Source organism: Streptomyces sp. NBC_01092, assembly GCF_045039535.1.
GTDB lineage: Bacteria > Actinomycetota > Actinomycetes > Streptomycetales > Streptomycetaceae > Streptomyces.
This window is the reverse complement of the sequence record NZ_CP108659.1, coordinates 10552489-10577066: the sequence shown is the minus strand read 5'-3', so window position 1 is coordinate 10577066 and position 24578 is coordinate 10552489. Positions and strand designations below refer to the sequence as shown.

Here is a 24578-nt window from a genome sequence, read left to right as displayed (position 1 = left end):
CCTCGCAACGACGCCGCGAAGGCTGGGGCTCAGGCGACTCCCGGCTCCAGCAGGCCGGCGCGCAGTTGCTTGAGGATGCGGCTGATGAGCCGTGAGACATGCATCTGGGAGACGCCGATCCGCTCGGCGATCTGCGCCTGAGTGAGCTCCTCGACGAAGCGCAGATGGATGATCCGGCGCTCACGCTCGTCCAGTCCGGCGATCAGCGGGGCCAACGAGTGGAAGTCCTCGACGAGTTCCAGGGACGGGTCCTCCTCGCCGAGCAGGTCGGCCAGGGCGGACTCGCCGTTCTCGGCGTCGGCGGTGACGGCCGCGTCGAGGGAGGCGGACTGGTAGCAGTTGGATGCCTTGCGGGCCTCGATGACCTCTTCCTCCGTCAGCGACATCAGCTGCGAAAGCTCGCGGGTGGTCGGCGTACGGCCGAGGCGGGAGCTCAGTTCCTCCGTCGCCCTGGCCAGCTCCGAGCGCGCCTCCTGCAACCGGCGCGGCACATGGACCGCCCAACTGGTGTCGCGGAAGAACCGCTTGATCTCACCGACGATGTACGGGACCGCGAAGGTGGTGAACTCGACCTCCCTGGACACCTCGAAGCGGTCGATGGCTTTGATGAGGCCGATGGTCCCCACCTGGACGACGTCCTCCAGCGAGTCCCCGCGGGTGTGGAACCGCGAGGCCGCGTACCGCACGAGTGACAGGTTCATCTCGATGAGGGTGTTGCGCACGTACTGGAAGTCATGCGTGCCCTCTTCCAGTATGACCAGTCGGTCGAAGAACCGACGCGACAGCTCGCGTGCGTCCTTGGGGCTCACCGTCGACGGATCCTCGATCAGCGGCAGTGCCGCCTCGCCCGTCGTGACCGTCGCGTGTGCCGTGGCCGTTGCCTGCGCCACCGTCACGGCTGCCATGCCGTCCTCCCGAGAGCCGGAACCAGTTGTCAATTGCCCGCGTGCCCGGGCTCGCGCGGCTCACTCCCCTTTCGTGGCCGGGATCACGAAACGGTCATGAGTTCTGGCCTGAAATCGCTCATCGGCACGGTCGATCCGGACACATCGCATGCGAATGCCCCTCCGCGGAGGCCGGGTCCCTTGACGCCTCACAGTCAGCGTGGTCGTCCGCCGCACCCTGTTTGCGTCGTCGGTCGCGGGGCATGCGGGAGTTCGTGCATCGGACCGGAGGCGCACCGGCCCGACAGCTGTGAAAGCTCCGGGGCCTCGCGCCCCGTGCACCGTTTCCCACGGAGATTCCCTGAGACCGTCATTTCAGGAGCTGTTCCCTCATGTTGGTTGAGACGTCCGCACATGGTTCCGACCTCCCCGCCCGCCCCCGCGTGTCGGGCGAACGCGTCCACGACGACGCCCCCGACACCGGTTCCGACTTCGCCCGCCTGGCCGCTGTGCCCCACGGGCCCGAGCGAGAGGCGCTGCGCGACCAACTGGCCGAGGCCTGGCTGCCCATGGCCCACCGCATCGCCGGCCGCTTCCGCAACCGCGGCGAGTCCCTGGAGGACCTGCGCCAGGTCGCGGCCCTGGGACTGGTCAAGGCGATAGACCGCTACGAGCCCGGACGAGGGGCCTTCGAAAGCTACGCCGTGCCCACCATCACGGGTGAGATCAAACGGCACTTCCGCGACCGGATGTGGGCCCTCAGGGTCCCCCGCCGCGTCCAGGACCTGCGCAACAAGGTCCGTGTCGCACGCCGCGACCTGGGCGACGCCGCGGGCGGCTCCCCTGCGTCGGTCGCTCGGATCGCCGCCCACGCTGGGCTCACCGAGGACGAGGTCAACACCGGGCTGGAGGCGCTGGACAGCTTCAGCACGCTGTCCCTGGACGCCGAGATGCCGTCGGGCGACGACGGCTTCAGCCTCGCCGACACCATCGGCGCGTGCGACGAGGCGTACGACGTCGTCGTCGACCGCGAGGCGGCGAAGGAGGGGCTGCGGCGCCTGCCCGAGCGCGAGCGCACGATCCTGTACCTGCGGTTCTTCGAGGACATGACGCAAAGTCGCATCGCCGACCACCTCGGCATCTCCCAGATGCATGTCTCCCGCCTCATCAGCCGGTGCTGCGCGCAGGTGCGCGACGACGCGCTCGGCGGCAGGAACGACGATCAGTTCCAGGAGGAGTGGCCCGACCGGCCCGGCACAGCGGGAAGTAGCAACGACACCGAGAAGGAGGCGATGTGAGCACGGACAGAATCTGGTCGTACCGTCCCGCCAGCGGTCATCAGGAGGGTCGGACGCTCACGGGGTACACCGTCGAGGCGGCCGACGGGACCATCGGCCATGTGGACCGCCAGGCCGACGACACCCCCCTGCAACACCTGATCGTGGACACGGGCGCATGGGTGTTCGGCAGGAGTCTGCTGATCCCGGCCGGCCTGGTCACCGGCATCGACACAGAGGCCCGGGTGGTCACCGTGCGCTGCACCCGCGCGGAGGCCAAGGAGGCTCCCCGTTTCGGCACCGACCGCGAGACCCGCGATCCCGAGTACCTGTCCGCCGTTGGTGCCTATTACGCCACGCTGCCCCATGATTCGGACGCGCCCGGGTAACCGAGCCCCGAGGGCAGCCATGCAGAGCGAGGAGAGGTGAAGTGACGGGAACCGCAGTCAACCTGGTGCGCGCCCGCGATGCCCGGCAGCTCACGGGCGTCCCGCGGGCGGCGCACGAGCGGCCGTGAAGCCGGCGGAGCGCCGTCCGCACCGGGACACCGGTACGGCGGGCACCCGGTCCGTCCCGATCACCAGCGCGGCGGCAGCGCGCAGTTACGTACGGTCGGTCGTCGGCGAGGCGTGGCGCCCTGCGACGAACCGGGCCGGGGAGACGGCCGTCATGGATCTCCTGCTGGTCGTGTCGGAGCTGGTCGCCAACGCGATCCGGCACGGCGGCGGCCTGGCGGGCTTCGAGGTGACCCTCCTTTCCGAGGGGGTGCGGCTGAGCGTGCACGACTACAGCGACGCCGTCCCCTCGGCCGCCTACGGCCCCGGGACCCTTCCGCCCACGCACGAGGGCAGCGGATACGGGTGGCCGCTGATCATCCGCCTGTCCCGTGAGATCCACATCGAGCGCCGCCGGGAGGGCGGCAAGACCGTCACCGTGTTCGTGCCGCTCATGTGAGCGGTCCGTTCGTCGGGCCGTCGGCTCACCAGGGCAGGAACGCGTGCACGTCCTTGCCGTCCGCACGCACCACTACGCTGACCTCGTCGCACAGCGTCTGGACGAGGTACCAGCCGATGCCGCCGCCACGGCCGGTGCCGGAGTGGAAGGGGCGCGGCGCCGGTGCGGTCGTACTCGTGTCGCTGAGCGTTACGTGGACTCCGTCGAACGCCCGGCGCAGGGTCAGTCCGATCGGCCCCGGGGCGTACTGGACGGCGTTGGCGGCGAGCTCGGTGACGACGAGCACGATGTCGTCCCGGTACTCGGGTGTGGCCGGTGGTGAGGACCGTTCCAGCCCTGTCAGGAACCGCTCCGCGCTCAGGCGGGCTCTCGTCACGTCGCCGACTCCCCCGTCGAACGTGACCTGCCAGTTCTGCGTCTCCTCGGGCGACGGTTCGCCGCCGCCACGCGATTCGGTCGCCATCACACCCTCTTCGGCCTGTCTGCGCTCCGGCCGCGGTGACTCGTTGCTTCCCCCACCGCTGCTGGTTCCCAGGCAGAGCACACCTACGCGTCCGGAACCGATGCGATCCGGCGGGACGAGACGGAAGAGTGGGGCGACCGGTGCCGGCGTGACCGCGTGCCGGGGGTGTTGTCCCGGCTCAGATGTCGATCGGTGCGAGGTCCGGGTAGATGCGCTGCCAGCGGTAGCGGCTGCTGCGGAAGTGCCAGTGGATGAAGGCGGTCATGTAGCGGTCGAGATGCGGGCGCTGTTCCTCGGTGGCCAGGTCGAGAATGCGGCGGTAGGACGCCATGCCGCTGTCGAGGATCTCGCGGTAGACGGTGAGGTAGGGCAGGCCGGCCTGGACCGAGCGGCGATAGATGCGGCCGGCGACGAAATCTCCGCCGTGCACCGCCTCCTTGTAGAAGGAGAGCACGTCATTCATGTCGTTCAGGAATGCGACGCACGAGCTCAGCACCGCCGACCAGAAAGCCCGGTGCGAGCGTGCGCTCAGAGAGGAGTCGCTGAACTGAAGTGAGGTGAACCAGAATTGGGAGAAGCCGTTGAAACCGCGGACGTAGTCGCTGTCGATCCCGTCCGATGCCTCCGGCGTGAATTCCGCCTCCATGAGAACGCCTGTGATCGCATCGTGGAAGAAGTTCTTGAAGACGGCGAGGAATGTCGGATCACTGAACCGCGCGATCTCCTGGAACATGAACTCGATGTACCGGGTGTGCGGACTTGATCCGGACGGGGAGGTGCGCAGGCCGGACCGGAGGATCGCTTCGGCCTCGGCACTGTCGTGGCAGCACACGTCGTCGGTGTACGTCGTGAACACCCAGACGCGATCGAGTGCGAGAGCGAGTGCGTCGTCGTCGATCGGCGCCATCAGGGCCCTCATCAGCGTGATGTGGCGGGTGGTGGCGGCGGGAACCGGGACGCCGAATGCCGCGAACTCCGCCGTGAGCAGATCGGCGTCCCTGCGGGCCTGGGCGAGGTCGACAGGCGGATCGAAGGATTCCGTGAAGGCGATCAATTTGTCGACCGAACCGGACTCCAGGACTGTTGCGACCATTCCCCGGTGGAGCGGGTCCGGGATGACCTCAACGCCGCTGCGCGGGGTGTATCTCAGGGTGTCGATTCCGGGCGGCCTGGAATGCCTGGTCACGAGGCGGGCTGTCGCATTCATGCCGTGTCCTCCCCTGCACGATTCCCTTCCCCAAGCATGTCCTCGGCCCCCGCTCCACATGCACCGCACCTCGCTAACCTGCTCCACATGCCCGACACCCCACCGCCCGCACAGCGCGACGACCGGCCCGAGGAGGCCCGGCGGGCGCGACTGAGCCGGACGTTCGACGAGGACGCGGAGCTGTACGACCGGGCCAGGCCCGGATATCCGCCCGAGCTGTACGACGACCTCGCGGAACTCGCCGGCGTCGGCCCCGGCAGTCGCGTGCTGGAGGTGGGCTGCGGGACCGGCCAGGCGACGGTGCCCCTGGCCGGGCGGGGCTGTCGCATCACGGCCGTCGAGGCGGGGGCGCGGATGGCCGCGGTCGCCCGCCGCAATCTGGCCGGGTACCCGGCGGCGGACGTGGTGACGGCCCGGTTCGAGGACTGGCCGCTGCCGCGGGAGCCGTACGACGCGGTCGTGTCGGCGACGGCGTTCCACTGGATCGACCCGGCCGTGCGGATGGTGAAGGCCGCCGACGCGCTGCGTCCCGGTGGGGCACTCGCCGTGGTGCGTACCCAGCATGTGCACGGCGGCACCGAGGAGTTCTTCGTCGAGGTGCAACGCTGCTACGAGCGGTTCGATCCGGCGACCACACCCGGACTGCGGCTTCCCGCGGCCGTCGACATCGTCGGCTCGGACCATGCGGAGGAGGTGGCGCGCAGCGGACGGTTCGGTCCTACGGTCTTCCGCCGCCACGAGCGGGATCTCACGTACACGACGTCCGAGTACCTGGAGGTGCTGCGGACGTACTCCGGCCATCGGGCGCTTGCGGACGAGGCCAGGGCCGGGCTGCTGGGGTGCGTCGCGGGGCTGATCGACGGGAGGTACGGCGGGCGGATCACCAAGCGCTACCTGATCGAGCCGGCGGTGTCCCGTCGGCGGTGACGGTGCCCCCGAAATATCGTGTTCACGACAAGGGAAACTCGGTGGTAACAACACCTTTCTAACGTGACCGGCTGTGGGATCACCGTCGTATACAGGCCGCCGTACCCCCACATGACGGTCCGTCGACTCCCCCGTCCTGCCGATGACGCCATGCGGGGCCGCCCACTTCACCGCAGCACCCGCACCCAGCCCCACCGGGAGGCGTGATGAGCACGACCGAGTCACGACTGACGACGTCAGAACCGGCCGACCCGGCGAAGACCGCGGCCGACCAGGCGGTCAAGGAGACGCTGGAGGACTACACCCTCCGTTTCGCGCCCCGCAGTTACCGCCGCTGGAGCCCCATGGTCGTGGCCACCACCGCCCTCGGCGGGATCGCCTACATGGCCGACTTCTCCATCGGCGCCGGCATCGGCCTGGCACACGGCACCGGCAACGCGCTCGTCGCGATCGCCGTCGCCGCCGTCGTCATCTTCGTCACCGGCTTCCCGCTGGCCTACTACGGCGCCCGCTACAACATCGACCTCGACCTGATCACCCGCGGCTCCGGCTTCGGCTACTACGGCTCCGTCCTGACCAGCGTCATCTTCGCCAGCTTCACCTTCATCTTCTTCGCTCTCGAAGGCTCGATCATGGCCCAGGGCCTCAAGATCGGCCTCGGGCTCCCGCTGTGGCTGGGCTATCTGGTCTCCACGCTCATGGTCATCCCGCTGGTCATCTACGGCATGAAGGCGCTCAGCAAGCTCCAGGTGTGGACCACGCCGGTCTGGCTGATCCTGATGGTCGCCCCGCTGGTCTACCTGATCGCCAACGACCCCGGCACCGTCGACCGCTTCCTCTCCTACGCCGGTACCGACGGCGAAGGCGGCGTCAACACGGCGTCCGTGCTCCTCGGCGCGGGCGTGTGTCTCTCCCTCATCGCGCAGATCGGCGAGCAGATCGACTACCTGCGCTTCATGCCGCCCAAGACCGAGCAGAACAAGCGCAGTTGGTGGACGGCCGTCGTGATGGCCGGGCCCGGCTGGGTTGTGCTCGGGGCGCTGAAGCAGGCCATCGGCGTCTTCCTCGCCGTCTACATCCTCGCCGAGGTCGGACCGGCCGCCGCGCCCGAGCCGATCCAGCAGTTCCGCAGCGCCTTCGACGCGATGATGCCGTCCTGGATGGTCGTCCCGCTCGCGGTGGCCCTGGTGGTCATCAGCCAGATCAAGATCAACGTGACGAACGCGTACTCCGGTTCGCTGGCGTGGACGAACTCCTTCACCCGCGTCACCGGGCACTACCCCGGCCGCATGATCTTCGTCCTGGTCAACCTGGCTTTCGCACTGGTCCTGATGGAAGCCGACATGTTCAGCTTCCTCAACAGCATCCTCGGCTTCTACTCGAACTGCGCCATCGCCTGGGTCGTCACCGTCGCCACCGACATCGGGGTCAACAAGTACGTGCTGAAGCTGTCCCCGCTCCAGCCGGAGTTCCGCCGCGGCATGCTCCACGCCGTCAACCCGGTCGGCGTCGTGTCGTTCGCCGCCGCCTCCGGCCTGTCCATCGCGATGTACTTCCACCTTCTCGGCGACTCGCTCCAGCCCTACTCCCCCGTCGCCGCCGCGGTGATCGCCTTCGTCCTCACGCCGCTCATCGCCGTCGTGACCAAGGGCAGGTACTACCTCCGCCGCGCCGACGACGGCATCGCCGAGCCCCTCCTGGACGCCGACGGCAACCCCAGCGCGCTCACCCTGGACTGCCACGTCTGCCACCAGACGTACGAGCGCCCCGACCTCGCCGCCTGCGCCACTCATGACGCTGTGGTCTGTTCGCTGTGCCTGAGCACGGACAAGGTGGGCGATCACGTGCTGCCGGCCGCCACGGCCTGACGCCCGGTTCCTCCGGCGGCCCCCTCCCTCGGGCGGGCCGCCGGAACTTTCGTCCAAGACAGGACGCCCGAAGTCGGCGACCGTTGAGGCATGCGCACACACCAAGTGGGCCCGGCCCGCACGGGTCGCGATGCCGACAACGGCTGGGAGGTCGCCCACCCCGTCGGCGGCACGGCCCTCGAAGGCGTCCGGATGGCGGGCTTCCGGGACCGCATGGCCGCCGGGCTGGACATGCGGGTGCTCCCCCAGCCTGCCGTGATCGTCGTCATCGGGCTCGGGGGCACCTCGCTGGAGGTGGACGCTCCCGCCGGGCACCGGCCCCTGACCGGCCTCGTCGCCTCGATGCTGCCCGGTCCGGCCCGCATCCGTGGCGAACGGGTCGAGTGCGTCGAGGTCCGCCTGTCACCCCGGGCCGCGCACGCGGTACTGGGCGTGGCCCCGCACGACGCACGGGGCCGTGACGAGCCTCGACGACCTCTGGGGGCCGCAGGCGCGACGCCTCGGCGAACAGCTGACCGACGCCGGGACCTGGTCCGAACGCCTCGCTCTGACCGACGAGTTCCTCGCCGGGCGGGCGGCCGCGGCACCGGCCATGTCGCCCGAGGTCGCCGTCGCCTGGGACACCATCGTGGCCCGTCGCGGGCGGGTGCGGGTCACCGACCTCGCAAGGTCCTGCGGATGGAGCCGCAAGCGGCTGTGGTCGCGGTTCGGTGCGCAGATCGGCCTCACGCCCAAGCGGGCCACCATGCTGGTGCGGTTCGATCACGCTGCCCGGGCGCTGTGCGCGGGTCAGAGCGTCGGCGACGTGGCCCTGGCGTGCGGATACGCCGACCAGTCCCATCTTCATCGCGACGCACTGGCGCTCGCCGGGTTCACGCCGGGCGCCCTGGCCGAGGTGGCCACGTCCGCCGGCTGACCCACGCCCGGAGCGTGGCGTGTCGCCCTGGAATTGCCTCCCTACGCAGGAAGGACAGCACCTGTGACGAACACCGATGTCCGAGCGACGGCCATGGCCGACCGCGATCTCATCGTCCGGCTCGCGTTCGGGAGCATGGCCGCGCAGACCCTGCGCGCGGCGGTCCGGCTGAGGGTGGTGGAGCTGGTCGGCTACACCCCGCGCACGGCCACCGCCGTGGCCGCGGACGCCGGGACCGAACCCCAGCCCATGACACGGCTGTTGCGCGCCCTGACCGGCCTCGGGCTGCTCAAGGAGCACGCACCCGGTTCCTTCTCGGTGACGCCCGCCGGCGCGCTCCTGGACTCCGGCCACCCGGACTCCCTCACCTCGTTCGTGCGGATGTTCACCGAGCCGGCGATCGTGCGCGCCTGGGAGCACCTGGACGGCAGTGTCCGTACCGGCGAGATCGCGTTCGACACCGTCTTCGGCACGGACTTCTTCAGCCACCTCGCTAACCACCCCGAGTTGTCGGCGGCGTTCAACGCGGCGATGAGCCAGGCCGTCGCCGAGACCGCCGCCGTGCTGCCGTACGCCTACGACTTCGGGCGGTTCACCCGGGTCACCGACGTCGGTGGCGGCGACGGAACGCTCCTGGCCGCCGTGCTCGACGCGCATCCGGAGCTCACCGGCGCCGTCTTCGACACGGCACAGGGCCTGGCCGAGGCACCGAAGACGCTCGAACAGCACGGGCTCGGCGAGCGTTGTTCCCTGCTCGCCGGGGACTTCTTCCGCTCCGTGCCCGGGGGTTCGGACCTGTACCTGATGAAGAGCGTCCTGCACGACTGGACGGACGAGCAGGCGGTCACGATCCTGACCCACTGCCGCGAGGTGCTGCCGCCCGGCGGCATCGTGCTGATCGTGGAACCGGTGCTTCCCGAAGTCGTCGACACGAGCGCCCGGGCCGCTGTCAGCGACGGCGGGATCACCTACCTCAGTGACCTCAACATGCTGGTCAACGTGGGAGGCCGGGAGCGCACCCGGCAGGACTTCGAGGACGTGTGCCGCCGCGCCGGCCTGTCCGTCCGCTCCGTGACCCCGCTCGCCGAGGCCGCGCCGTTCTCCGTCATCGAGACCGAGGCGGCCTGACGGGTCAGTCCCCTGCGGGCCGCACGTCCTTCACCTTGCCCTTGGTGTCCGCCTCCAGGTAGCCGGCCTGCCCGTACTCGTCCGTGAGGTAGACGGCGAGGCCGGCCGGGGTGTCGAAGGTGTCGTTGGGCTGTCTCACCATGAGGTAACGGGCGTCCGGGTTCTCGACGTTGAGCTTCTTGTCCGCCTCGGCGAGCAGCGCGGGGACGGCGTCCCAGTTGAAGCCGTCGAGGGTGACGGGCCGATCGCCGCCGGCCAGGGAGCTCTTGATGATGCCCTGCTCCACGCCTCGTCCGGGGCGGTAGGTGTAGGAGTCGTACTTGGTGTCGCTGCCGTCGACCATCACGTCGGCCGACACGTAGTCCTCGTAGACGGTGAAGTCGCCGAACCTGTCCCGGCCGGTCTCCTCCTCCAGGGCCTTGATGGCGGTACGGATGCCGTCCGGGGTGAGCAGGCCGGCGGTCTGCGCGTCGGGAGAGCGCTGCGCGGCCGGGGCCTCGGCTGTCGACGACGGGCCCGACGAAGCGGTGGACGACCGGGTCGAGTCCGGGGCCGAGGTAGTCGACGGGGTGCGCCCGCCCGAATCGCCCGAGCCGCCTCCGTAGGGCACCAGCCACCACACCAGCACGAGCGCGCCGGCCAGGGAGGTCCCCGTGACGCTCAGCAGGACGGGCAGGTTGGGGGTACGACGGCGTGCCGGGCGCACCGGCGAGGTGACCGGCTGGGGCGTGCCGTACAGGGCGCTGGGGTGGACCGGCGGCCCGAATCCGGTCGGGGCGGCCGCCGGCGCGGGGGTGCCGAAGGGGACGGACGTGGTCGACGAGGCGGAAGTCCCCGGGTAGGAGGGCGAGATGGTGGTGGAGGAGAGGGGCGGCGGGTTCAGCGGATAGGACGTGGGCTCCGCCCACGCGCCCACCGGACCGGTCGGCCCCGACTCGATGTCGGCCAGCCGGCGGTCCAGTTCGGCGGCGGGCGGCCGGGCCGCCGGGTCCCGCACGAGCACGCTCATCAGGGCATCGCCCAGGGCGCCGGCCCGTACCGGTGGCGGCACGGGATCGCTGAGGACCGCGGCGAGGGTGGCCAGGGTGCTGCCCCGGCGCAGCGGATGGTTCCCCTCCACCGCGGTGTACAGCATCATCGCCAGCGACCACAGGTCGGAGGCGGCGCCGCCCTCGTGCCCCGAGATGCGCTCGGGGGCCATGAAGTCGGGCGTACCGATGATGGAGCCGGTGGCGGTGAGGTTGGTCGTCGTCTCGCGGATAGCGGCGATGCCGAAGTCGGTGAGGACGGGACGGCCGTCGGGTCGCAGCAGGACGTTGGCGGGTTTGACGTCCCGGTGCTGGATACCGGTGTCGTGCGCGGCGGCCAGCGCGGCCAGCACCCCCCGGCCGATCCGCGCGGCCTCGGCGGGCGGCATCGGCCCCTGCGCCAGCCGGTCGGCCAGCGAGCCACCGCTGACCAACTCCATGACGATCCATGGGTAGGTGCCGTCGCCGCCGTCGACTATGTGGTGGATGGTGACGACGTTCGGATGGTCGATCCGGGCCAGCGCCCTGGCCTCGCGCAGGACACGCTCGCGCAGCATCCGCGCGCCCTCGGGGTCGTATTCGGCCAGGTCCCGGTCGGGCGGACGGACCTCTTTGACCGCCACCAGCCTGTGCAGCACCAGGTCCCTGGCCCGCCAGACCGTCCCCATCCCGCCGCCGCCGAGACGGGTCTCCAACTCGAAGCGCCCGTCGACCACGCGTCTGCCGGGACCTCTGTCTGCCTCACTCATGGGCGGGAGCTTAGTTGCCGCCACCGACACCGTTCACCGGCCCCGGACCGGGGCACTTGGCGCGGGGTGACGGGGGCGGGCACCGGGCGGTGTTCCGCCCCCGCGCACTGGTCGGGAGGTGACCGAGCCCGGAGGTCAGCGGCCCAGGGCCGTCACGCCCGCCTGCGCGAACTTCTCGTCCAGCGCGCCGGACGGGGCGCCCGCGACGCCGATGCCGGCGATCGGGGCGTTGCCGGCGGTGACGGGGACGCCGCCCGCGAGGAACAGGGTGCCGGGGATGTCCTTCAGGTTCGGGGTCTGCTGGAGGCGCTCGGTCAGCTGGGACGTGGGGGCGTTCCAGGAGACCGCGGTGAACGCCTTGCGCTCGGCGGACTCGTAGGACTGCGGGCCGGCGCCATCGCCGCGCAGGGTGACGACGGTGTTGCCGTTGCGGTCGACGACGGCGACCGTGACGCGCTGGTTCTCCTTCTCGGCGGCGTCGAGCGCGGCCTGCGCGGCCTCGGTGGCGGCATCGATCGTCAGGTGGGTGGAGGTCGTGGTGGCCCGGGCCGGGGCCGTGGCCGAGGTGGCGGCCGAAGGCGTCGTGGCGGGCGACGAGGCGTTCGCGGACACCGCGCCGAAGCCCGCCAGGGCGACGACGGCGAGCACGGCACCGCCGGTGGCGACGCGGGCACGGCGGGAGAACTTCTTGTGCACGGGGTTCATGGGTCGGTCGACTCCTTCGGTGGGCGGGCGGCCCGGTTGCCGCCCCGCTTCATCCGCTCTCCACCCTGGGCCCGCGAACGGCCCCGGACCGTCGACGTTCCGGCTGCCCCGGGGCCACGGGACGGACGACACGGGGGTCATCCGATCGGTTGACCCACCCGTGGCCACACCGGGCCACAATGGAGGTGTTTGCCCAGTTCAGCGCCCACAGGCAGGGAAGGAGGCGGCCCCGGATGGGGAACCGGTCGTACGAACCGAGCACCGTGGACACCAGGTGGCTCGGCGCCGTGATGCACGCGGCGTTCTTCCTGCTGCTCGGCGGGGCGCTCGCCCGTTTCCTGCTGCGTCATCCCGGCGAACCGCGTACACCGTGGATCATCGCGCTGTGCGTCGTGCTGACGGTGCTGCACCTGCTGGGTCCCAAGGCCGGCGACGCGGGTCCGCGGCCCACCCGGCGGCACGCGGTGTGGCTGGCGCTGACCGTCGTGGTGTGGATGGTCCTGGTCGTGCTCGCGCCCAGCTTCGCGTGGTGCGCCGTGCCGCTGTTCTACACGGGCCTGCGCACGCTGCCACCGCGTGCGGCCCTCGCTCTCGTGGCGGTCCTGACCGTGTTCGTGGTCGCCGCGCAGGTGGAGCTCTCGGGCCGGTTCGACCCGAACCTGGTCCTCGCGCCGCCGGCCGTCGCCGCTCTCGCCACCGCCGTCTTCCTCCAGATGGAACGGCACACCGCACGCCAGCGCGTCCTGATCGACGACCTGATCCGCACCCGCCACGAGCTCGCCGCCTCGGAACGCCGCGAGGGTACCCTCGCCGAACGCCAGCGGCTCTCCATGGAGATCCACGACACGCTCGCCCAGGGCCTGTCCAGCCAGCGGATGCTGCTCCAGGCGGCGGACCGGGTGTGGGACACCGAACCGGACAAGGCCCGCGCCCATGTGCGCACCGCCGCGTCCGTCGCCGAGCACAACCTCGCCGAGGCCCGGCGCTTCGTGCACGACCTGGCGCCCGCCGACCTCGCCCGCGGAGAGGGCCTCGACGAGGCGCTGCGTGCCCTGGCCGCCCGGGAGTCCGGCGCGCAGTTCACCGTACGGGTCCACATCGACGACGACGGCCGTCTCCCCGAGCTGCCCGACCGGGTCCGGTCGGCCCTGCTGCGGATCGCCCAGGGCGCCCTGGCCAACGTCCGCGAGCACGCCGCCGCCGGCAACGCCGCCCTCACCCTCACCGTCCTCGACGACACGGCCGTCCTGGACGTCTCCGACGACGGCCACGGCTTCGACCCCGCCGCCCAGCCCGACTCCCCCGGCAACGGACGCGGCCACGGACTGCCCGCCATGCGGGCCCGGCTGCGCGCGCTCGGCGGCACGCTGACCGTCGAGTCCACGCCCGGCGAGGGCACAGTCCTGTCCGCGGCCGTCCCCCTGGAGGCGCCCCGATGACCCCTGACCGCGCTCCCGTGCGCATCCTGGTCTGCGACGACCATGCCGTCGTACGGGCCGGGCTGCTCGCCCTGCTCGACAGCGCCCCGGACATCGACGTCGTCGGTGAGGCCGGCACCGGTGAGGAGGCGCTCGCGCTGGCCGCGAAGCTCGCCCCGGACGTGGTGCTGATGGACCTGCAGCTGGGCGAGGGCATCGACGGCGTGGAGACGACCCGCCGTCTCACGTCCTCCCCCGGCGCCCGCTCCCACGTCCTGGTGCTGACCACCTACGACACGGACGCCGACATCACCCGTGCCATCGAGGCGGGGGCGACGGGCTATCTGCTCAAGGCCGAGCGCCCCGACGAGCTGTTCGCCGCGATCCACGCCGCCGCCCAGGGTCGGACCGCCCTGTCCGCCCCGGTCGCGGGCCGCGTCATGGCGAGCCTGCGCCGGCCCCGCCCCACGCTCACGGACCGCGAACGCGACATCCTCGCCCAGCTCGCCCGAGGCATCGGCAACCGCGACATCGCCCGCGCCCTGTTCATCAGCGAGGCCACGGTGAAGACACATCTGCGCCGCATCTACGACAAACTCGGTGTCGACACCCGCGCGGGCGCGGTGGCCGTCGCGAAGGAACGGCGGCTGTTGCCCTGACGGACGGCTCCCGTCGGCGGGGCCCCGAAATACGTCGGTGCGCCTGTCGTAGCCGCCGGGCCGCCGATCGTCTCCTTGGTGACAGGGCATTCCGCTCCGCGCAGGAGCCGCACAAGGAGGCGAACCCATGTCACCGACAGCCACGCCGAATCCGATTCCCGACACCTACCGCCGGGTCACCCCGTGCCTGGTCGTCCAGGGCGCTGCCGAGGCGCTCGAGTTCTACCGCGAGGTGTTCGCAGCCACCGAGCGGACGCGGGTCCCGGGTCCGGGAGGGACCATCCTGCACTCCGAGATCGAGATCGGGGACTCGGTCGTGATCGTCGAGGACGCCACGCGCCTGATGGGCACCGAGGCGCCGCCCGCCGGCGGTCTGCCCGGCAGTCCGACGTTCCTGTTCGTCTACGTCGAGGACGTGGACGCGGTCGTCGCCCGTGCCGTGGAGCTGGGCGCGACGCTCAAGCGGGCACCGCAGGACCAGCTGTACGGGGACCGGGACGGGTCCGTCGTGGACCCGTACGGGCACTGGTGGACCGTGGCCACGCATGTGGAGGACGTGGCACCCGAGGAGCTGGAGCGACGGATGGCCGCCGTGCTGGGGCAGGGAGGCGACGCCTGACGTACGTGCCGCTGTTTCTGCTGCGCGCCCTGGACCGCCCAGACGAGGCCCGTACCGCGGACCGGCCGGCACTCGACCTGACGACCGACCCGGCCGAACGCACCCTGCTCCAGGAACGCGCGGCCTCCTGGCCGCCGATGGCTCACCAGGGGGCGGGGCTGCCCTTGAGCTGCTGCCAGTAGCGTCGATGGGCATGCCGGGCCCGGTCGCTCGTCATCCCGGCGGGCAGTTCCCCGTCGAGCGGATCGGCCAGTTCGGCGATGTCGCGCAGCACCGCGGCCTGGCAGGCCCGCTTGGTGAAGGCGTACTGCTCGATTCAGTCCTCCGGCGTGGCCCCGGCGACCTCGACGGCACGGTTCACCACCTCCTCGGCCGACGCCAGTTCGTGCACCATCCCCAGCGCATGCGCCTGCTCCGGGCCGAAGATCTCGCCGCGCAGGCAGGTGCGGGCAGCCACCGGCTCACCCCACGCGTACGCGAGCATGCGCACGTACACCGCCGGCATCGGAATCCCGATCGGCACCTCGTTCAGCCCGAACCTGGCCCCTTCCGCCACCGCGACCCGGTGGTCGCACACCGCCGCCGTGATCAGGCCCCCGGCGAACGCGTGCCCGTTCACCGCCGCCACGGTCGGACGCGGGTACGTGAACAGCCGCACGTTGGTGGCCCGGTAGTCCGCGAACCACTCCCCCACGGCTGCCTGGTCACCCGCCAAGAGTGGGAAGTGCTCGCCCAGGTCCAGGCCCGCGGAGAACCGGCCGCCCGTGCCGGTCAGCACCACGGGCGACTCGGCGTGGTCGCGCTCCAGCCGGTCGAACGCGTCATGCAGGTCGGCGAAGAACGCCCGCCCCTGCGCGTTCACCGGATTGGTCGTCATGGTCACCACGGCGACCCGGCCGCGTCGCTCGATCGTCCACCTCATTCCTCAACCTCCGCTGATTTCCGGGGAGTTCGGGACGGTTAGTGGCACGTGGCCCGCTGTCCGGGCCTCCAGAGCATGGAGTACGGCCACCATGTCCTCGCCGCCGTGTCCCTGGTCGACGGTCTCGCCGAACAGCGCGTGACAGACGTCGAGCAGCGGGGACGCCAGGTCGGCCTTGCGGGCTGCTTCGGCGATCAGCCGGTTGTTCTTCAGGACGTCGGCGGCCGCCGCCTGCACGGCGAAGTCCCGGCCCAGCAGTTTGGGCGCCTTCCCCCGGGAGACCGCGCTGGCCATGGGGCCGGCGTCGAGGACGTCCCGGAGCAGACGCTGGTCGAGGCCGTGGCGGCCGGCGAAGTGGAACGCCTCGGTCAGTCCGGTGACCAGGGTGATCAGGAACAGGTTGACCGAGAACTTCATCAGCAGGGCGCCCGGTACGTCACCGCAGTCGAACGTCTCGCGGCACATGGGGGCCAGGAGTGGGCGTACGGCCGCGACGGCATCGTCGTCGCCCGCGAGCATCGCCACGAGTTCGCCCTGTTCGGCGGGGACGCGGGAGCCGGAGACCGGGGCCTCGACGTAGCGACCGCCCACTGCCCGTACGGCGTCCTGGAGCGCGGCCGAGTACTCCGGCGCGGTCGTGCCCATGTGGACGAGGGTGCGGCCCGCGACGTGCGCGGCGAAGTCCGGGGTGCCGCGCCCGAGGACCGTGTCGAGGGCGGCCTCGTCGGCCAGCATGAGGATCACGGTCCGCGCCCGCTCGAAGACTTCGGCGGGGCTCCGGGCGATCTCGGCTCCGGCGGCGCGCAGGGGTTCACTGCGGTCGCGGCTGCGGTTCCACACGACGAGGGGCGTTCCCGCGCGAGCCAGGTTGAGCGCCATGGGCTGTCCCATGACGCCGAGGCCGATGAAACCCACGTACACGATGCACCGCCGCTTCTCATCCACGCTCGCGCGCCAGGATCGGGCCGTCGCCGCCGGCCGCTATGACAGCGGTCATAGTACCCGCACTCTATGACGGCGGTCATAGGATGGGGCTGCACGGCTTGCGGGAACGGGGATGGAGGTTGGGATGGCGGTGTCCGAACGAGGGCCGCGCGAGCGGATGGTCTTCAGCGCGGCCCAGCTCATCCGGCGGGACGGGGTCGCCGCCACGGGGATGCGCGAGGTCGCCGCGCACGCGTCGGCGCCGCGCGGCTCGCTCCAGCACTACTTCCCCGGCGGCAAGGAGCAGTTGGTCAACGAGGCGGTGGGCTGGGCGGGCCGGTACGCCGGCAACCGGGTGGCCCGGTTCCTCGCCGCGCTGGACGAGCCGACGCCTGGTGGGCTGTTCGCGCAGATGGTGCGCCAGTGGACCGACGAGTACGAGGCCGTCGGGTTCGCGGGCGGCTGCCCGGTCGCGGCGGCCACGGTGGACTGCGCGCAGTCCACGCAGTCCACGCGGGAGGCGGCGTCCGACGCGTTCGCCGCCTGGACCGGGCCGGTGACCCGCGCCCTCGTGGACATGGGGGTGCCGCGGGAGCGGGCCGGGGGGCTCGCCACGCTGATGATCAGCGCGCTGGAGGGCGCGATCCTGATGGCACGGGCGGAGCGGAACGTACGGGCGTTGACGACCGTGGCCCGGGAACTCGGCCCCATGCTCGACGCGGCAGTGACCAGGGCGGATTGACGACCTTCGGCGGCGGCACGCCGCCAATGGAGGGCCCACCGCACGGAAGTGACGGTACGTCTGTCCGCGCCGCGTCACCACCGGCGTACGGCGGACGGGCGCCACTCGTCGCCGCGACGTCCGCGCACCGCTGGTGATGCGAACACGGGGACGGGGCCCGCCGCCACGGCGACGCGCAACGCGATGAACGCGATCCGCATGGACTTCGCCGAGGCCAACCAGTGGGTGTTCTACGGTATGGCCATCGCCCTCGGCGTCGGATTCCTGTGCGCGATTCGCCATCCGGGTGGGCACGCGGTGACGCCGAAGGAGGCGACGGAGCCGGAGGGGACGTACGCGAAACGCTCGGATCAGCGAACGGCTTCAGGTCGAATCCCCGGGTCGCATGAGGCGGATGCCTAGCCGGGTGTGAAGACTGCGGGGGCTGAGAAGTTCTCGTCCTGGAGCGCTGGAGCGGCTGGAGCGCTGGGCAAGGCTTGGCAGTAAGTTACGCCCGTGATCGACTTTGATTTTGATGCAGAGATCGAGCAGATCCTGGACGGCCCACCGAACAGACTCGCGTTTCGTGCACTGTCTGCCGCTCTCCTGCGTGCCGGCTGTCCCGAGCATCTCGTGTCGCGCTGCGAGGAGCGGCTCGCTTCCTGGCCCGATGAGGTGCGTGCGGCGCCGTGGTCCTGGCTCGCCGCGCTGAAGGCCGGTCACTCGAAGCCCACCTGGCGGCTCGTGCGGTCCCTGGCCCCCCAGTCCGCGCGCAACGGCACGGTCGACCCCACCCTGCCGGACCCTCGCTCCTGCGCGGAAGTGCGCGGGGTGACCCGTCTCGACCTCGGCTGGTACGCGAGCGAGCAACTTGAGGCACTGGCCGCGACGCTGGACCACTGGGAGAACCTGCGCTCGGTCCGGATCGCCGGTCTCACCGATTCGGACGGCGAGTTGCTCGCGCGGATCGCCGGGCACGATGCCCTCACCCGGTTGGAATCGCTCGGTCTCGTGGGCGTCGACGAAGACATGTGGCACTTCAAGAAGCCGTCGTTCAGCCCGCCGGAGGGCCGGACCTGGCAGCTGCGCCACGTGGGTCTTCGGGCCCCCGACCTCGTGCACCTCCTGCGCTCGGGCCATGTGCCGAACCTGCGCTCCGTCGACGTTCTCGTGTGCAGCGCGCAGGAAGCACTCGACCTCGCCGCCCGCCCGGAACTCGCCCGGCTCGACCGCCTCGCGATCGGGTTCCGCTGCGGCAAGAACGGTCGTCAGCCGCTGTGGAAGCCGTACTTCGGCAATGTCATCGACGAGGACGACGACGCGTCCGAGGCGTTCTTCGCGCGGGCGGACCTCACGGGGCTGCGCACGCTCGTGGTGCGCGGCACGCCGATGGGTCTCGGCCGGGAAGGGCTCGGTGAGCGCGGTGTCGACGCCATCGTCGCCGGTGGCGTGCTGCACCAGCTGACCGAGCTGACCCTCGAACTGCTGCCGGTCGGCGACGCTGCCATCGCGCGCGTACTCGCAAGCGTCGACCCCGAGCGCATCGAGAAGCTGACGCTCACGGACCTCGTCGCCACGGACAGGACGGCCACGGCACTCGCCGCCACCGGCACCTTCCCGCGCCTTCGCCACCTGGATCTGAGCCGCAATCGCCTCGGTGCCGAGGGGGCACGGCAGTTGGCGGCCGGGGTCCGTCTGCCCGCGCTCGAGCACCTCGACCTCAGCGGTCGCGAGAGCGGCTCGCCCTATTACGCCCGCCCCGACATCCAACCCGTCGGCGACGCCGCCGCCGAGGCATGGGCCTCCTCGGACAACGCCACCAATCTGACGCATCTGGGCATGGCGGCCACCGGACTCTCCTCGGACGGGCTCGGTGCGCTGATGAGGTCCGAGGGGCTGCCGGTGCTCGGCACCCTCGACGTGTCGTGCAATCCCGTGGGCAGTTGGCCGACGGCACTCCAGGACGCCCCCGTCTGGCGCACCTTGCGTTCCCTGAAGCTCGCGGACTGCGGACTCGGCGACGCCGACGTCCAAGCCCTCGCCTCGACCGCCTCGGCTCCCCGCCTCCACAGCGTCTCGCTGGCCTACAACAGCGTCGGATCGCAAGGCGCGCGGGCCCTCGCGGCCTGGGCCGTGCTGCCGCAGCTGTGGGAACTGGACCTGCACGACAACATCATCGGGGACGGCGGCCTCACCGACCTGGCCGCGTCCCGTGCGGCTCGACGCCTGCTCGAACTCGACCTGGAACAGGACTGCTGGAACCACAAGGGCCGGGACGACAGAACGCCACTGCCGGCCGAGGTCGTCGCCCCGGCGTCGTTCCCCAGCCTCGACGCGATCTTCCTCGGCATGGTCGACGAGTACCACGGCAGTCGCTACTCCTGCGGCTTCCCGGCCCGCGTCCGCGAGGAGATCGCGTCAGCGCCCGGCACACGGCCTGAGCTGGTCGCCTTTCTCACCCACCTCGACACCGAGGCCTTCGAGGACGACGAGGACGACGGCGGCATGGACGAGGACCGCGACCTCGCCGATCACGACTTCCGCACCGGACGAGCCACGCGTCACGCCGAGTTGATCGACGAGGCCAGGGACTTCGCCCGCCGCATGATCGAGGGCGACATCCGCTGGCCTCCCCCGGAGGAGCCTGCGCAAGGTGCACCGGCGAGTGGCGGCTGACGGGGCCGCATACCATGCCGAGTCCGAGTGTGAAGATCACGAGAGGACGGCAGCGTGCGGGAAGTGGCGTGCCACGAGGTCGGCGAAGAGCGGACGGCTCAGGCCCTGGACGGCATCGGAGGGCGGGCCAGAGGGCGTTGGCACTCGATGCGCTACGACGGCCCGTCCCTGGGGCAGTTGCGAAGGATGCGCGACGAACTCCTCGACCATGTCGCCGCCCGTGCCGGCGAGGACCCCGCGCTCGACGAGTCGTCACAAGCCGTACTGCGAACGGCAGCGGAGTGTTCCCTGGGGGTGTTGAGCGCCGGGTGCTTTCCCGACGGCGATCAGGAGATCCCCTTCCCGCTCATCGGCGAGACGCTGAGCACCGACGAAGTGTCGTTCGCGGACGCCGTGGAGGAGGCTCCCACGGCTCGGACTTGGCTCGACGCTTTCGCGCTGTGCGTGGTCAGCGGCGCGGTGTGGGAGTGGAAGCGGGTGATCGGTCTGCTGCTGCGCGGGGACTACGCGCCCGCCATCCGCGACGGGGTGCCGTACTCGAAGCTGACCTCCGCCTCGGCACCGGCGGACCTGGCCGCCATGGATGCGCTGTGCGGCTATCTGACCGAGGAGCGCGGGCACCTGCCCCGCGACTGGCCGACCGTGACCCTGCGAAAGCCGGACGCAGGCGAGCGGGCCGAGGCGGCGCGGCGACTGGACGCGGTCGGTTCGCTGTCACCGGACCAACGGCTCCTCCGCGTCCTCCTCGACGACGATCCGTCGGCCTTCGAACAGGCCCTCGCCGCCCGGCTGGTCGAGCACCGGCAGAGCGTGTCGTCGGCGGAACCCGATCCCGCTCCCAGGACCCTGCTGCCGCTCGACGCCCTGGCTCTTGCCGCCCTCGCGGTCCAGGTGCACGGGTGGGAGCCGGCCGTACGGTCCGGCTATCTGCCGCTCGGCCTGCTGGGTTCCCCGGACGCGTTGCGGCGGGCGGCTGCGGGCGAAGGGAACAATCTGGGTCTCTGGGGCGCCAAGTAGGCGGATCGTTCTGGCGTTCCGGGTGGTGGTGCGGGGGCGTTACCCGCGCTCCCGACCGCCCCCGGACGTACCTCCACCAAGTGTGTCCGCTCCCGTACAGTCCGTGGCGTCGGCACGCGCCGTCGCGGCCGACTCCAGCGGCTCACCCAGGAGATGGAACATGGACACCGAAGCCGGCCCCGGCTCCCTCCCGCACCCGCCCGGCACGGCACGGCCGGTGCCCGAAGCCGAACCGGAGCTCGTGGAGCGGTGGCGTTCGCAGAGCGGCGAACTGGTCGAGCTGCTGGCTCAGGTGCGCGAGCGCGTCGGCGGTGTCGCGGCGTTCCGCATCGGGCCCGCCCGCACCGTTCTCGTCACGGAGCCGCGGGCCGTCCAGCACGTGCTCGCCCGCCACCCGGAGCAGTACGTCAAGCGCTCCCACCGCGCCCGGCTGCTGGTCGGCGACGGTGTCCTGTCCGCCGAGGGCGAGGCGTGGAAACGGCAACGCCGTCTGCTCCAGTCCCAGTTCACCGGAACCGGGATGCGCCGCTACGACCGGCGGATCACCGAGGCGGCCCGGACGACCGCCGAGCGCTGGGCCGAGTACGCCCGTACCGGCAAGACCTTGGATGTAGGGCGGGAGATGCATCGCTTCGCCCTGGACGCCATCTGGCGCTCCCTCACCGGCCACCCTCTCGACGACGAGACCCAGCGCGAGCTGGAGGCCATCGAGGCCGTGGGGGCAACTCTGCCGACGCTGCCCGCCGACACGAAGGACGCCCGGGCGGCCGTCGCCGCCGATCTCGCCCGGATCGACGCGGTGGCCCGGCACGCGATCGAGGCCGCCCGCGCCGGAGAGGTCGGCCCCGACGGGCCGGGACTGCTTCACGTACTCACGGAAGCCGGCGCCGAGCGGCCCGAGTACACCGACCGGCTGATCCGCGACGAGCTGGTGACGCTGCTCGCCGCGGGGCACGAGACCACGGCCAGCACCCTGACCTGGCTGTATCTGCTTCTCGATCAGCACCCCGCCGCTCGCGAGCAAGCGCTCGCCGCCGGGGACGAAAACTCAGAGGAACGCCGCCAGGCCATCCAGGCACTGGTCCACGAGACGCTCCGCCTGTACCCGTCCGCGTGGCTCATGCCCCGCCACGCCGCCGAGGACGACACCCTCGACGGCTACCGGGTCGAGGCGGGCACCGATCTCCTGGTCTGCCCGTATCTCACCCACCGCGATCCCGAACTGTGGCCGGATCCGGAGCACTTCGACCCTCGGCGCTTCCTCTCCCCCGGCGGCCGCCCCACGGACACCGGCGCCTACTTCCCCTTCGGCATCGGCCCCCGTGCCTGCCTGGGCATTCAGTTCGCGCTCCGCGAGTCGACCGTCCTGCTCGAACATCTGATGCCGGCCCACGTCGTGGCGTTCTCCGCCACCCCCGCGAAGGCGAAGTACGGCTTCACGGTCCGCCCTGACGGCCCCACGCCCGCGACGCTGCTACCGCCGGCGGTCTGAAGCCCTCAGCGCCGCCCGCCGAACTCCCAGTCGTGGACCTCGACGTCGGCGTACACGGCGGACTCCAGCACGGTGCGCGCCGTCGCCGCGTCCGGCGCCCGCACCAGTGCGGCCGTACCCAGCCAGGCTGTGCCGTCGTCGGACAGCAGCGGTCCGTATGCGATGAGTTCGTCGTTCTCGGGCGGCTCGGCCGGGGCGGCGGTCCGGTCTGGGCCGAGGCCGAGGCCGAGCACCATGTACCGGTTGCCCTCGTCAGCACCTCCGGGGAAGTCCCACATGGTGCGTCCCAGCATGTTGCGCCACCGGCGCAGCAGCACGTCCCGGTAGGCGCCGGCCTGGTAGTTGGGCTCGTCGAAGGCGAACGCGCGGGCGGCGGCGGGGTCGGGCAGGTCGACGATGTGCACGCTGCCGGTCGGCGTCTCGCCGTCCGCCGCGAACGTCGGGCCGCGCGCGATCAACTGCTCGGCGAACAGGTCCATGTACGACCAGTGCTCCTCCTGCAACTGCTCGCGCAGTGCCAGGGAGCCGGGCCGGTCACGGTGGTAGCAGAAGAACTCCATTCCCCCATTCTGGGCCATTACCTCACGCTCTGTGGCATGATCCGCTGTCATGCCCTCGTCTACCGGCTGGACGCCAAGGACCGTTGCCCGTCTGCTCGTTGTCCTGCTCGCGCTGCTCGTGGCGCAGGGCGGCGCCGGGTCCGCGGCCCTCCCGGCGCCCAGGCCCCGGACCGTCGCCGACACCGAGGCGGCGACCCCCGATCGGCCTCGCTACGACGTGACGCTGCGCGGCAACGCGGACGGCTCCCGCTGGACCGGCCGGCAGCGGGTGTCCTTCCGCAACTCCTCCGCTCGTCCGCTGAGCGAGGTGTACGTCCGCCTGTGGGGCAACGGCGTCGACAAGTGCGGCACCACCGACACACCGCCCGCCGTCGAAGTGTCCAAGGTGCGCGGCGGCACCGCGGCTCGGCCCAGCGTGAACTGCACGGCACTGCGGATCGCCCTGCCGAGGCCGCTCGCGCGCGGCGACCGCGCCGCGGTCTCCTTCGACGTGTCCATCACCGTCCCCGAACGCAACGACCGATTCGGCCGCGAGGGCGCCTTCCGCTTCCTCGGCAACGCGCTGCCCGTGCTCGCCGTGCACGACGCGAAGGGCTGGCACCTCGATCCGTATGTGTCGACGGGTGAGAGCTTCTACACCCTGGCGAGCGACTTCCGCGTGGCGCTCGACCACCCCTCGAACCTCAAGATCCCCGCGACCGGCCGCACTCGGACCCTCCCCGGCGCGCCCGGTCGCAGCGTCACCGTCAGCGTCGCGCAGCGGGTCCGGGACTTCGCCTGGGCCGCGGGCCCGTTCCGTTCCGCCGTCGCGACCACGCCCGGGGGCGTGCGGGTGAAGTCGTACTGGGCGCCGCAGACGTCCGCGACGGGGGTGCGCCTCACGCGTGCGGACGGCGCCGCCGCCGTGGACCGGTTCGGCAAGGAGTTCGGCCGCTACCCGTACGGCGAGATCGACCTGGTGATGACCAGCGAGTTCGGTGGCGGCATGGAGTACCCGGGACTGGTCCTCCTCGGCACCACCGACGAGGGCAGTGCCGTCGTCCACGAGGTGGCCCACCAGTGGTGGTACGGCATCGTCGGCAACGACGAGTACGGCGCGCCCTGGCTGGACGAGAGCTTCGCCCAGTATGCCAACGCGCGCTTCTACGGCTGGGACACCCGCGACTGCTGGTCGGAGGTCGACTGGCCGAGGGAGCGTACGGCGCTGACCAACTCGATGGCGTACTGGGCCGCGCACCGGGGCGAGTACCACCTGATCTACACGGCCGGCTCCTGCGCGCTTGCGGACCTGGAGCGCACGCTCGGCGCCGGCACCATGGCCCGCCTCCTCAAGCGGTACGCCCACGACCACTGGTACGGCGTCTCGACCACCGCCGACTTCAAGAAGGCCGCGCAGTCCGTGACGACCAAGGACCTCGGCGCCTTCTGGAAGCGGCACCGCATCCGGTGAACGCGGGCCGCTGC

At 71.3% G+C, this 24578-nt stretch carries 25 protein-coding genes; 17 read left to right on the top strand and 8 right to left on the bottom strand.

Annotated elements, in window-relative coordinates; genetic code table 11:
* Positions 1-29: 29 nt before the first annotated feature.
* Entirely contained in the window at positions 30-905 is an 876-nt protein-coding gene (locus OG254_RS47050) for an RNA polymerase sigma factor SigF (protein ID WP_405594068.1), read from the bottom strand.
* 371 nt (positions 906-1276) lie between these two features.
* On the opposite strand from OG254_RS47050, the gene OG254_RS47045 reads away from it, so the two are divergent.
* The 3 genes from OG254_RS47045 to OG254_RS47035 all read left to right on the top strand — a co-directional run bounded on the left by OG254_RS47045 (position 1277) and on the right by OG254_RS47035 (position 3115).
* A complete protein-coding gene (locus tag OG254_RS47045) occupies positions 1277-2182 on the top strand; it encodes a SigB/SigF/SigG family RNA polymerase sigma factor (RefSeq protein ID WP_405594065.1) in 906 nt (301 codons plus the stop codon).
* Positions 2179-2550 carry a PRC-barrel domain containing protein gene (locus OG254_RS47040; RefSeq protein WP_351192972.1) on the top strand — a complete coding sequence of 124 codons (372 nt, stop codon included), beginning with the start codon at positions 2179-2181 and terminating at the stop codon, positions 2548-2550. Before OG254_RS47045 ends, OG254_RS47040 begins: the two co-directional genes overlap by 4 nt.
* Positions 2551-2674: 124 nt before the next feature.
* A complete protein-coding gene (locus OG254_RS47035) occupies positions 2675-3115 on the top strand; it encodes an ATP-binding protein (protein ID WP_405594063.1) in 441 nt (146 codons plus the stop codon).
* Between the two features lie 25 nt (positions 3116-3140).
* On the opposite strand, the gene OG254_RS47030 is transcribed toward OG254_RS47035, so the two are convergent.
* A complete protein-coding gene (locus tag OG254_RS47030) occupies positions 3141-3578 on the bottom strand; it encodes an ATP-binding protein (RefSeq protein WP_147995500.1) in 438 nt (145 codons plus the stop codon).
* A 178-nt stretch (positions 3579-3756) separates the two neighbouring features.
* Positions 3757-4785: a hypothetical protein gene (locus tag OG254_RS47025; protein ID WP_405594060.1), complete on the bottom strand. Its 1029-nt coding sequence runs from the start codon at positions 4783-4785 to the stop codon at positions 3757-3759.
* A gap of 87 nt (positions 4786-4872) precedes the next feature.
* On the opposite strand from OG254_RS47025, the gene OG254_RS47020 reads away from it, so the two are divergent.
* The 4 genes from OG254_RS47020 to OG254_RS47005 all read left to right on the top strand — a co-directional run bounded on the left by OG254_RS47020 (position 4873) and on the right by OG254_RS47005 (position 9624).
* Positions 4873-5712, top strand: coding sequence for a class I SAM-dependent methyltransferase (locus tag OG254_RS47020; protein WP_405594059.1), 840 nt, complete (start codon positions 4873-4875; stop codon positions 5710-5712).
* A gap of 206 nt (positions 5713-5918) precedes the next feature.
* Positions 5919-7580 (top strand): purine-cytosine permease family protein, encoded by a 1662-nt coding sequence (locus OG254_RS47015; protein ID WP_405594057.1) that lies wholly within the window; start codon positions 5919-5921, stop codon positions 7578-7580.
* 457 nt (positions 7581-8037) lie between these two features.
* The gene (locus tag OG254_RS47010) at positions 8038-8496 is read left to right on the top strand and encodes a helix-turn-helix domain-containing protein (RefSeq protein ID WP_405594055.1); all 459 of its coding nucleotides are present in this window, start codon (positions 8038-8040) and stop codon (positions 8494-8496) included.
* A 63-nt stretch (positions 8497-8559) separates the two neighbouring features.
* Positions 8560-9624: a methyltransferase gene (locus OG254_RS47005; protein ID WP_405594053.1), complete on the top strand. Its 1065-nt coding sequence runs from the start codon at positions 8560-8562 to the stop codon at positions 9622-9624.
* 4 nt (positions 9625-9628) lie between these two features.
* On the opposite strand, the gene OG254_RS47000 is transcribed toward OG254_RS47005, so the two are convergent.
* Together OG254_RS47000 and OG254_RS46995 are read right to left on the bottom strand one after the other, a co-directional pair.
* A complete protein-coding gene (locus OG254_RS47000) occupies positions 9629-11401 on the bottom strand; it encodes a protein kinase domain-containing protein (protein ID WP_405594051.1) in 1773 nt (590 codons plus the stop codon).
* Between the two features lie 135 nt (positions 11402-11536).
* Positions 11537-12106 carry a heme-binding protein gene (locus OG254_RS46995; RefSeq protein WP_351192950.1) on the bottom strand — a complete coding sequence of 190 codons (570 nt, stop codon included), beginning with the start codon at positions 12104-12106 and terminating at the stop codon, positions 11537-11539.
* 233 nt (positions 12107-12339) lie between these two features.
* Here OG254_RS46995 and OG254_RS46990 point away from each other — a divergent pair, with 233 nt between their 5' ends.
* The 4 genes from OG254_RS46990 to OG254_RS46975 all read left to right on the top strand — a co-directional run bounded on the left by OG254_RS46990 (position 12340) and on the right by OG254_RS46975 (position 14984).
* Positions 12340-13545, top strand: a complete 1206-nt coding sequence (locus tag OG254_RS46990; RefSeq protein ID WP_405594048.1) for a sensor histidine kinase — start codon at positions 12340-12342, stop codon at positions 13543-13545.
* Positions 13542-14183, top strand: a complete 642-nt coding sequence (locus tag OG254_RS46985; protein WP_351192945.1) for a response regulator transcription factor — start codon at positions 13542-13544, stop codon at positions 14181-14183. The genes OG254_RS46990 and OG254_RS46985 overlap by 4 nt, the downstream gene beginning before the upstream one ends.
* Before the next feature lie 127 nt (positions 14184-14310).
* Complete coding sequence (locus tag OG254_RS46980) at positions 14311-14802, top strand: VOC family protein (RefSeq protein ID WP_405594045.1); 492 nt, start codon at positions 14311-14313, stop codon at positions 14800-14802.
* Between the two features lie 5 nt (positions 14803-14807).
* Positions 14808-14984: a hypothetical protein gene (locus OG254_RS46975; protein WP_405594043.1), complete on the top strand. Its 177-nt coding sequence runs from the start codon at positions 14808-14810 to the stop codon at positions 14982-14984.
* A 134-nt stretch (positions 14985-15118) separates the two neighbouring features.
* Here OG254_RS46975 and OG254_RS46970 read toward each other — a convergent pair whose 3' ends face one another.
* Positions 15119-15724 carry an enoyl-CoA hydratase/isomerase family protein gene (locus OG254_RS46970; protein ID WP_405594041.1) on the bottom strand — a complete coding sequence of 202 codons (606 nt, stop codon included), beginning with the start codon at positions 15722-15724 and terminating at the stop codon, positions 15119-15121.
* 3 nt (positions 15725-15727) lie between these two features.
* Positions 15728-16645, bottom strand: coding sequence for an NAD(P)-dependent oxidoreductase (locus tag OG254_RS46965; protein WP_405594039.1), 918 nt, complete (start codon positions 16643-16645; stop codon positions 15728-15730).
* A gap of 148 nt (positions 16646-16793) precedes the next feature.
* On the opposite strand from OG254_RS46965, the gene OG254_RS46960 reads away from it, so the two are divergent.
* The 5 genes from OG254_RS46960 (at position 16794) to OG254_RS46940 (ending at position 22554) form a co-directional block, all read left to right on the top strand.
* On the top strand, positions 16794-17390 hold the full coding sequence (locus tag OG254_RS46960; protein ID WP_405594036.1) for a TetR/AcrR family transcriptional regulator: 597 nt from the start codon (positions 16794-16796) through the stop codon (positions 17388-17390).
* Between the two features lie 183 nt (positions 17391-17573).
* Complete coding sequence (locus tag OG254_RS46955) at positions 17574-17792, top strand: hypothetical protein (protein WP_405594034.1); 219 nt, start codon at positions 17574-17576, stop codon at positions 17790-17792.
* 93 nt (positions 17793-17885) lie between these two features.
* A complete protein-coding gene (locus tag OG254_RS46950; protein WP_405594032.1) occupies positions 17886-20045 on the top strand; it encodes a hypothetical protein in 2160 nt (719 codons plus the stop codon).
* 54 nt (positions 20046-20099) lie between these two features.
* On the top strand, positions 20100-21062 hold the full coding sequence (locus tag OG254_RS46945) for an immunity 49 family protein (RefSeq protein WP_405594030.1): 963 nt from the start codon (positions 20100-20102) through the stop codon (positions 21060-21062).
* Positions 21063-21222: 160 nt separating this feature from the next.
* A complete protein-coding gene (locus OG254_RS46940) occupies positions 21223-22554 on the top strand; it encodes a cytochrome P450 (protein ID WP_405594028.1) in 1332 nt (443 codons plus the stop codon).
* A 5-nt stretch (positions 22555-22559) separates the two neighbouring features.
* Here OG254_RS46940 and OG254_RS46935 read toward each other — a convergent pair whose 3' ends face one another.
* Complete coding sequence (locus tag OG254_RS46935) at positions 22560-23114, bottom strand: YciI family protein (protein WP_405595610.1); 555 nt, start codon at positions 23112-23114, stop codon at positions 22560-22562.
* A 49-nt stretch (positions 23115-23163) separates the two neighbouring features.
* Between OG254_RS46935 and OG254_RS46930 the strand changes: the two genes are divergently transcribed.
* Entirely contained in the window at positions 23164-24564 is a 1401-nt protein-coding gene (locus tag OG254_RS46930) for a M1 family metallopeptidase (protein ID WP_405594026.1), read from the top strand.
* Positions 24565-24578: the final 14 nt, after the last annotated feature.